Genomic DNA, 8,903 nt, shown 5'->3' with positions numbered 1-8,903 from the left:
GCCGGCCCCCGATGTAGCCGGTCGCCCCGGTGACGAGGATGCGCAGCGGAGGGGAGCTCATCCGTTCTCCACTCATCCGTTCTCCACGATGTGGCCGAGTTGGTGCCGCAGGCAGGCCTCGAGCTTCGGCCGGCGGAAGCGGTGCCCGTGGTCGACCAGGCACCGCGGGACGACGCACTGATCGGCCGTGGCGACCTCACGCGCGCCTTCCTCGCCGAGCAGCAGCCGCGGTCCGAACCCGGGCACCGGCAGCAGCGCCGGCCGGTGCAGCACCCGCGCCAGGGTGCGGGTGTATTCGTCGTTGCGAACCGGCTCCGGTGCAACGGCATTGATGGGGCCCGCGATGCGGGGGTCGGCGAGGGCCCGGTGGTAGACGTCGAGCAGGTCGTCGAGGTCGATCCACGACAGCCACTGCCGGCCGGTGCCGAGCCGGCCGCCGAGCCCGGCCTCGAACAGGGGGCGTTGCAACTGCAGCGGCCCGCCGCGCGGTGTCTGCACGATCCCGGTCCGCACCAGTACCACGCGCAGCCCGCCCGCGGTGGCGGGCGCGGTGGCGGCCTCCCAGTCGGCGACGACGTCGGCGAGGAACCCGGTGCCGCGCTGCGCATCCTCGGTGAGCGGCTCGTCGCCGCGGTCGTAGCCGTAGAACCCGATCGCCGACGCGGACACGAACGTCGCGGGTCCGTTCGGAGTGCGTGCCGCGAGATCGGCCAGCAGCCGGGTGGGTTCGATCCTGCTGTCCCGGATCGCGGTCTTGTGAGCGTCGCTGAAGCGCCCGGAGATCGAGGCGCCGGCGAGGTGGACGACGGCGTCGATCCCCTCGAGCAGGTCGGGTGCGGGGTCGTTCGGATCCCAGCGACGTTCGTCGTCGCCGCGCGGTTCGCCGCGTACGAGGCTGACGACGTGATAGCCGCCGGTGCTCAGGTATGCGGTCAGTGCGGTGCCGACCAGGCCCGACGTCCCGGTGACGGCGACCGTGGCGGGCCGCACCCCCTGCTCGTGTGACCATTGGTGGGCGGCGAGGTCGTCGGCGAGCTGACGGTGCCGGTAGAGGAAGGTCTGCTTCAGCAGCTGCTCCGGGACGGGCGTGTCGACCCGGTCGGTGACGCGGGTGCGACGGTCGCCGAGGGCCTCGAAGGTGTGCTCGTGCCGCCACGACACGGCGATCCCCGCGGGCAGCGACGTGAGCCCGTCGCGGCCGACGCTGTCGACGAACCGTGCGGGCGGGTCGTAGGCGTCGGGCTGGTGATCGGCGATCCAGCGCAATCCGCCCGGCAGGCCGAGGACGGCCCGGCCCGACTCGAGGGAGTCGGATTCGGTGATCACCCGCAGCGGCTGCCACGGGGGGAGCAGGCGCCTGACCGCACCCGGTCGGCTGTGCCAATCGAAGACGTCGCGGCGTGGCGCGTCGACGACGCTCGAGTACGTGATGCCCATCGTGCCTTCCTCGGCCTGGTCCGGGTGTACGGGAGCGGCGCCGGGAGAGCTCCCGGCGCCGCCGTGGAATCAGCTGGGAATCATGTTGATGAGAATGGTGTATGCGTTCACCAGAGGAGTGTGGATCGCCATGAACGCCGTTTCGACGAGTTCTCGCATTGTCGTGTTCCTCTCGGTTGTCCGTCCGGGACGGGGTGGTCCGTCCCATCGGCATTCGGAGCGGTGCGCGGCCCGGATGGGTCAGCCTTTTCCGCCGATCCGCCCGTACCGGTCGAGTGCCACCTGCCGTTCGTGGGCGTGGTCGACGATCGGCGCCGGGTACCCGTCCGGCGGACCGTCCGGGAGCCGGTGCACGCGTTTGCCGTTCACGCCCCGCAGCTCGGGTACCCAACGGCGCACGTAATTACCCGTCGGATCGAACTTCTCCCCCTGCGTGATCGGGTTGAACACCCGGAAGTAGGGCGCGGCGTCGGTGCCGCTGCCGGCGGTCCACTGCCACCCGTGCTGGTTCGAGGCCAGGTCGCCGTCGACGAGCCGGTTCATGAAATGCCGGGCGCCCCACCACCAGGGCAGGTGCAGATCCTTGGCGAGGAAGGACGCGACGATCATGCGGAGCCGGTTGTGCATCCAGCCCTCGGCGAGCAGCTGCCGCATGCCCGCGTCCACGATGGGGAAGCCGGTACGGCCCTCCTTCCATGCGGCGAAGGCACGTTCGGCGTCGGGGCCGCTGTCGTAGGTGATGTGGTCGAAGCGGCGGTTGTAGTTGCGGCGGGCCGTGTCGGGCCGGTGGTACAGCACGTCCGCATAGAAGTCGCGCCAGGCCAGTTCGCTGCGCAGCCGGTTCGCCGCGCCGCCGTGGTCGGATCGCACGTCGTGCAGCAGGGTGCGCGGGTGGATGCACCCGAACTTCAGGTAGGGGGAGAGCCGGCTGGTGCGGTCGAGGTCCGGTCGGTCCCGCTCGGTGTCGTAGTGCGGCAGGTCGTCGTCGCGGAACTCGTGCCAGCGGTGCAGCGCGGCGGCTTCCCCGGCGGCTGGCAGCGTGACCCCGTCGAGGTCGTCGTCGCCGGGGATCGGCACCCGCGCGTCGAGATTGCCGGGGTCGATCCAGTCGACGGTGCCGGCGTCGGTGGCGGCCGGGGCTCGCCAGCCGTGTTCGTGCCACGCCCGCTGGAAGGGGGTGAACACCTTGTAGGGGGTGTCGTCGGGCTTACGGACGCGGCCGGGCGCGACGGCGTAGGGCGAGCCGGTGCGCACCAGCGGGACATCGCCGAGCGCCCGCTCGACGGCCTCGTCGCGGCGGGTGCCGTAGGGGCCGTGGTCGGAACTGATGTGCACCGCGTCGGCGTCGAGTTCCCGGGCGAGTGCCGGGACGACGGTGACGGGGTCGCCGTGGGTGACGAGCAGCCGTCCGCCCAGGTCCTCGTCGAGGGCGCGCAGGCACCGCATGAGGAAGGTGCGGCGCGGGGATCCGGACGGGCGCAGCAGCGACTCGTCGAGCACGAACAGCGCGAGTGCCCGGTCGGAGGTGTCGGCGACGGACAACAGGGTGGGCAGGTCCCGCAGCCGCAGATCACGGCGGAACCAGACGATACCGGGTCGGCTCACTCGTCAAGTGTGCGTGAGAACGGGGCCCGGCGTGGGCCGTGCGGGCGGGTCGAGGTCGGGCGGGTCGAAAGCACTGCGGGTGAGAGACTGGCCTCATGTCCGACGTGTTCGAAGTGCCCATCCGCGACGAGTCCATCCGGCTCGGTCAATTCCTCAAGCTGGCGAGCCTGATCGAATCCGGCGCCGAGGCGAAGGAAGTGATCGCCGAGGGACTCGTCAGCGTCAACGGGGAGGTGGAGGTGCGGCGCGGGCGGCAGCTGCACGTCGGGGACATCGTGGAGATCGGGGCCGCCGCCGCACGCGTGACGGCCGGGGCGTGAGCCTCGAGGTGACGGCCTGCAGCGCCGGTGCGACCACAGCTGCAGTCTCCGAAATCCTCGATCCCCTGCGACGTTCAGGGGAGACGCCGCACCTGTTTGCCGAGGGCGAACAGACGGCGGGCGAGCCTCATGACGGGAATACCCAGCGGAATCAGGATGATCGTTACGCACAGTAGCCCACCGACGAGCCATACCACCGCCGCAAGGATCCCCACCACCGCCCCGAGCACGGCCGTGAGGATCCCCAGCACCGCATTGAGCAGGCCCTTCAGCGCTCGCATGATGACCTCCTGGTTACCAGTTTGCGCGCATACGGGCCGGGGCGCACTCGTTTTCGGTCGACCTCCCCACACCGGCTCGGCCCGCAGGTGATGCCCGGGTGCGGGAGGCGAAGGCTGTCTCGGAGGTGCTGTCAGTCGGTTTCGTCCGGGTCCTTGTCCTCGCGCCGGTCCAGGATGCCGGCGGTGACGCCGTAGGGCAGGAAGCGCACCGACCGGAGCGGGTCGGTGTTGTTCTTGTGGGCGCGCAGCGCCTCGAGTTCGGTGGGGAAAACCTGCTCGACGCGGGCGGTTCCGTCGCCGTCGAGCGTGTAGATCACCCACACGCCGTCGCCGGTCTCGCCGGCGGTGGGCGGTGCCGGGCGGGTGCGCGGCGCGCCGCCGAGGTCGGGGAAGATGCTCGACCACGGAATCCCGGCGTCCGGTTGCTCGACGAACCGGCCGATCTTGGCGGCCAGGTCTCGCAACCCTTCCCCGGCGTCGCGGAAGACGCGGTCGAGGTCTTCCGGGTCGAATCCGAACGGGTTGTTGTCGCCCATGAGGGCCTCCTGACGTCGCGGGCCGCACGTGCGGCCGTGATCCCTCCAGTGTGGGCACTGCCGCCGAACCTCGCCACCATCGGCTGAGAGGACGGCGGCCCGCGACGTCAGGAGGCGTGTTCGTGCGGCCGGACCGGTTCCGCCTTGCGGCACGCAGGGAGGTCCGCGCCGTTCGCAGCGCCACGAGCGTGCCGGTTCCCTATCGGTCCTCGGCGCGGACGACGATCCCGTCGTGGTCGCTGTAGAGCATCTCGCCCGGGTTGAACGTGACGCCGCCGAACTCCACCGGCACGTTCTTCTCGCCGGACCCGGTCTGGGTGCTCTTGCGCGGGTTGGTGCCGAGCGCCTTGATGCCGATCGCGAGGGTGCGCAGGATGGCCGAGTCGCGGACGGCGCCGTTGACGACGACACCGGCCCAGCCGTTGTCGACGCCGCGGCCGGCGATGATGTCGCCGACGAGGGCGGTGTGCACGCTGGCATCGCCGTCGACGACGAGGACGCCGCCGTTGCCGGGCTCGCCCAGGGTCTGCTTGACGAGCAGGTTGTCCTGGAAGCAGCGGATGGTGGTGATCCGGCCGGCGAAGACCTCGCGGCCGCCGAACTGGACGAACTGCGTGTCGCAACTGCGGATGTCGGGGCCGATCTCGTCGGCGAGGTCGGCGGTGGCCGGAACGTCGTTGGTGGAGGGTTCGCTCATACCGCCGAGAGTAGTGGGGTGACGGCGTCCACTCGGCGTGGGACAGATAGAGACAGATCATCTGCCTCTTTAGATTTCAAACCGGTAGATTCTTGTATCCTAAGTGCCATCGGGGCTGGGATGGATGACGCACACAGGACGGTGAAATGCCACTCGACGGAAGCTCGACGGTCGTTCGCGTGCCCAAGGCAGGTGAACTGATCGCCGCGAGCCTGCGCCGCCAGATCATCACCGGGGAACTGCACGCCGGCGAGCCGTTGCCGAACGAGGCCGCACTGATGGAACGCTTCGGCGTTTCCCGGCCCACGTTGCGGGAGGCGTTCCGCATTCTCGAGTCGGAAGGCATCATCACCGTCCTGCGCGGCGCCCACGGCGGTGCCCGCGTGCAGGCGCCGGACGGCTCGACCGCCGCCCGCTACACCGGGCTGCTGCTGCAGTACCGGGGTGTCCCGCTGGCCGACGTCTACCGCGCCCGCACCGAACTCGAGGTGGACGCCGTCGGCCTGCTCGCCGCCGCCCCGGCCGGGCGCATCGACACGCTCGCCGAACTGGTCGAGCGGGGCGAGGAACTCCTCGACGACCCCGCCGCCTTCGCCAAGTACGACACCGAGGTGCACCGGGCGGTGATGGAACTCGCCGGGAACCAGACGATGGCGGCGCTCGCGGGGATGCTGCTCGACATCATGGACGCACACAATGCGCTGTATCTGTCCACGCGCGCCGATTCGGCGGAACGTCCCGGGGCGTCCGCGGCGTTGCGTGCCAACCGCAAGCTCGTCACGTTGCTGCGAGGAGACGATGCCGAGGCGGCGCAAGCGTTCTGGCGCAGGCACCTCGACAGCGTCGAGCGGTACATGACGGGTGACTCGGCGACCACGCTCGTCGAGGTGCTGTCCTAGGACCCCGTGCTCCCAGGGCACCGCGCTCCCAGGGCACCGCGTCGAGGGGGAGGTTGCCGCGCCGACATGCGAGTGGGGCGCTACGTAGCAGCCCCCTCGGCGCAGGAAACTCCCGCTCGGCTCAGCGCCCGAATCGCCGCTCGTACTCGTTGCGTTCGCGGTCGGCCCGCACCCGCGCCTTCTCGCCGAGCAGGTTGGGGTCGAGGCCGTGCTGCTCCAGGCGGTGCCGCCGCCAGATCTGCATCAGGGCGATCGCGAAGTACACCAGCGGGATGAAGAGCAGCGCCATCATCGCCAGCGGAATCCACACCGGCCCGGGGATGAGCAGGAACAGCGCCAGGAACGGCACGATCGGCAGGGTGAACCGCACGAGGTAACGCATCGTCGCGCCGGGCCCGACGAGGTCGTTGCGGACCCAGTCCTGGAGCGAGTCGGGGAGCGTGCGGCCGAACAGGTATCCGACGTACTGGGTAAAACTCGGTCGCGCACTACTCGTCATGTATCCGAGGATAGGCCGCCTATCCGTACAGCCCGGTGAGCCGGTCGGAGAAGTTGTCGATGACGATCTTGCGGCGCAGTTTCATGCTCGGCGTGAGGTCCCCGGCCTCGACCGACAGCTCGCGGTCGATGATGGTGAACTTCTTGACCTCCTCCCACCGGTTGAGCTGCTCGTTGAGCTGGTCGATGTACCCCGCGATCAGCTCACGGGTCTTCTCGTCCCGGGCGATCTCCGCGAACGACCTGTCGCCCATGCCGTTCTTCTGGGCCCACTCGTGGATCGCCTCCGGATCGAGGCCCACCAGCGCCACGCAGTACGGCCGGCCCTCGCCGTGGACGATGATCTCGCTCGCGTACGGGCACAGGCCCTTGAAGGTCGCGGCGATGGCGGACGGCGCGACGTACTTGCCCTGCGAGGTCTTGAACATGTCCTTCTTGCGGTCGGTGATCCGCAGGAACCCGTCGGAGTCCACCTCGCCGATGTCGCCGGTGTGGAACCAGCCGTCGTCCTCGAACGCCTCGGCGTCCGCGTCGGGACGATCGTGGTAACCGCTCATCACACCGGGACCCTTGATGAGGATCTCCCCGTCCTCGGCGATCTTGACCTCGGTCTCCGGGAAGGGCCAGCCGACCGTGCCGAAGCGGTAGGCGAGCGGCCGGTTGAGGAACGTCGCGGCGGAGGTCTCCGACAGCCCGTACCCCTCGAGGACGATGATGCCGACGGCATCGAACCACTGTGCGACGTCGCGGTCCAGCGGCGCGGACCCGGAGACGAAGAACCTCAGCCGGCCGCCGAACCGCTCCCGGATCTTGGAGAAGACGAGCTTGTCGGCGACCTTGTACTGCAACCGGTCCAGCAGCGACGGGTTGCGGCCCTCCTGCTTGGCCTTCGAGACCCGCGTTCCGACCCCGACGGCCCAGTCGAAGATCTTCTTCTTGATGCCGCCCTCCTCCGCCATCATCGCCTCGATGCGCGCGTGAGCCTTCTCGAAGACGCGTGGGGCCGCGCCCATGAAGGTCGGCCGCACGACGGCGAGGTTCTCGACGATCTTCTCGACCCGGCCGTCGATGGCGGTGGGCATGCCCACCTGCAGGGGCAGGCTCAGCAGCACCTTGCCGAACACGTGCGACAGGGGCAACCACAGGTACTGCAGATCGTCCGGGCCGAGAATGCCGAGGGCATCGACGGCGGCGGCGGTGTACGTCCACGCCGAGTGCGGCAGCCGAACGCCCTTGGGCTTGCCGGTGGTGCCCGACGTGTAGATGAGAGTGGCGAGGTGCTCCGGCCGGATCTCCCGGACCCGATCCTCGACGACGTTCGGCGACTCCGCGATCAGCTGCCTGCCCCGCTCCTCGAGGTCGGCCAGGGTGATCACCCAGTCCCCGTCCCCGGGGCCGTCGATCACCACCACCTGCTGCACGTGCGGCAGCTGTGCGCGCTGCTCGACGAGCTTGTCGACCTGCGTCCTGTCCTCGGCGACGACCACGCGGCTGCCCGAGTTGGACACGATGAACCCCACGTCGGGAGCCTTGGTGGTGGGGTAGACCGTCGTGGTCGCGGCGCCCGCGCACATCACCGCGAGGTCGACGATCACCCACTCGTACCGGGTCGACGACGCCAGCGCGATACGGTCCTCGGGCTCGACGCCGAGCGCGATCAGCCCGGCCGTGAGCAGGCGGACACGGTCACCGACCTGCTGCCACGTCACGCTCTCCCAGCCGTCGTCCTTCGGGAACCGGAACGCCTCCGTGCCGGGGCTGGCCGCGACACGATCGAGGAAGAGCTGAGCCACCGACGGTGCCCGCTTCTCGATCTTCGAGTGGTCGACGGGTTCGTCGGAGATTCGCAGCGCTGTCATACCCCGAGTCTAGGAAGGCCGCACGAACCGTGGGGAGGGTTTCGCCTGTTCGTTCCGGCGTCCGGTCCACCCTCACCGCGCCTGCCGGTGCTGCCGGGCGTACTGCGAGCCGCGGCCGCCCGCAGTACCTGCGGTGCGCGATCGGGGGCGCGTCCGTGATCGCGTTGCTGAGCGCGTACAGCTGCCATCGGCCGGGCACCCCGGCGAGCCGGTGCTGGCTGTGCGACGTCGTCGCGTGACTCCTCGATGGGTCATGCAGTCAAGGCCAGTCTCACCTCCTCGGCAGGGTCGGTGACGGTCTCGGCGGGCTTGTCGTTGCGGGGACGAGCCAGAACGTCCAGGCAACGTCAACGGCTACCGCGAGATCCTGGGTTTGGATGCCACTTCCGCCGAGGACGGGGCTGGCTGCCGACCTTCCCGATCCCTGGTCGACCGCGGGCTGACCGGGGTGAAGGGGGTGACCTCCGATGCCCTCGCAGGCTGACGTCGGCGATCGGAGCGACCCTGCCCGGCGACTTGTGGCAGAGGTGCCGTACCTCTGCGCGACGAACTTCGCGGCTGTCACGCCGAGGTCGTCGTGGCCTGGGGATATCGCCCGCTTGCGGGGACGATGAAGACACTGCTGCATTCGGTCTACGACCAACCGGATGGTGCTGAAAAATGCCATTTACGCAGCTATCCCCGCGAACCCCCAGCTGAGCGTGTTTTCGGTCGCCGGGACGGTGTCGGGGCCGTCCGGTACCGTGCCCACCTGTGAACGACGAGACGGAA

Annotated in this window: 9 protein-coding genes and 1 pseudogene; 3 read left to right on the top strand and 7 right to left on the bottom strand. The window is 69.7% G+C overall.

The features are described 5' to 3' along the window. Positions 1-72 precede the first annotated feature (72 nt). Positions 73-1,437 carry a TIGR01777 family oxidoreductase gene (locus CQZ88_RS06345; protein WP_043802854.1) on the bottom strand — a complete coding sequence of 455 codons (1,365 nt, stop codon included), beginning with the start codon at positions 1,435-1,437 and terminating at the stop codon, positions 73-75. A gap of 240 nt (positions 1,438-1,677) precedes the next feature. Next, positions 1,678-3,042, bottom strand: coding sequence for a deoxyribodipyrimidine photo-lyase (locus tag CQZ88_RS06340; protein ID WP_102799421.1), 1,365 nt, complete (start codon positions 3,040-3,042; stop codon positions 1,678-1,680). Between the two features lie 95 nt (positions 3,043-3,137). On the opposite strand from CQZ88_RS06340, the gene CQZ88_RS06335 reads away from it, so the two are divergent. Beyond that, positions 3,138-3,362, top strand: a complete 225-nt coding sequence (locus CQZ88_RS06335; protein ID WP_006931525.1) for an RNA-binding S4 domain-containing protein — start codon at positions 3,138-3,140, stop codon at positions 3,360-3,362. Positions 3,363-3,436: 74 nt separating this feature from the next. Here CQZ88_RS06335 and CQZ88_RS06330 read toward each other — a convergent pair whose 3' ends face one another. The 3 genes from CQZ88_RS06330 to rraA form a co-directional block, all read right to left on the bottom strand. Continuing rightward, on the bottom strand, positions 3,437-3,643 hold the full coding sequence (locus CQZ88_RS06330) for a hypothetical protein (RefSeq protein ID WP_006931527.1): 207 nt from the start codon (positions 3,641-3,643) through the stop codon (positions 3,437-3,439). A 131-nt stretch (positions 3,644-3,774) separates the two neighbouring features. Next, complete coding sequence (locus tag CQZ88_RS06325; protein WP_050034305.1) at positions 3,775-4,179, bottom strand: hypothetical protein; 405 nt, start codon at positions 4,177-4,179, stop codon at positions 3,775-3,777. A 199-nt stretch (positions 4,180-4,378) separates the two neighbouring features. After that, entirely contained in the window at positions 4,379-4,876 is a 498-nt protein-coding gene (gene rraA, locus CQZ88_RS06320; protein WP_102799420.1) for a ribonuclease E activity regulator RraA, read from the bottom strand. Positions 4,877-5,022: 146 nt separating this feature from the next. On the opposite strand from rraA, the gene CQZ88_RS06315 reads away from it, so the two are divergent. After that, positions 5,023-5,775, top strand: a complete 753-nt coding sequence (locus CQZ88_RS06315) for a FadR/GntR family transcriptional regulator (RefSeq protein WP_006931543.1) — start codon at positions 5,023-5,025, stop codon at positions 5,773-5,775. A gap of 121 nt (positions 5,776-5,896) precedes the next feature. Here CQZ88_RS06315 and CQZ88_RS06310 read toward each other — a convergent pair whose 3' ends face one another. Together CQZ88_RS06310 and CQZ88_RS06305 are read right to left on the bottom strand one after the other, a co-directional pair. Beyond that, a complete protein-coding gene (locus CQZ88_RS06310; protein ID WP_006931544.1) occupies positions 5,897-6,274 on the bottom strand; it encodes a DUF5313 family protein in 378 nt (125 codons plus the stop codon). A gap of 19 nt (positions 6,275-6,293) precedes the next feature. Then, positions 6,294-8,132 (bottom strand): long-chain fatty acid--CoA ligase, encoded by a 1,839-nt coding sequence (locus CQZ88_RS06305; protein WP_102799419.1) that lies wholly within the window; start codon positions 8,130-8,132, stop codon positions 6,294-6,296. A gap of 343 nt (positions 8,133-8,475) precedes the next feature. Between CQZ88_RS06305 and CQZ88_RS06300 the strand changes: the two are divergent. Beyond that, positions 8,476-8,781: pseudogene (locus tag CQZ88_RS06300) on the top strand (transposase); the annotation flags it as partial. Between the last annotated feature and the right edge of the window lie 122 nt (positions 8,782-8,903).

It is taken from the genome of Rhodococcus sp. ENV425, assembly GCF_002887785.1.
Lineage (GTDB): Bacteria > Actinomycetota > Actinomycetes > Mycobacteriales > Mycobacteriaceae > Rhodococcus > Rhodococcus aetherivorans.
The sequence above is the reverse complement of the archived record's forward strand: the minus strand, read 5'-3'. Positions and strand labels throughout refer to the sequence as shown.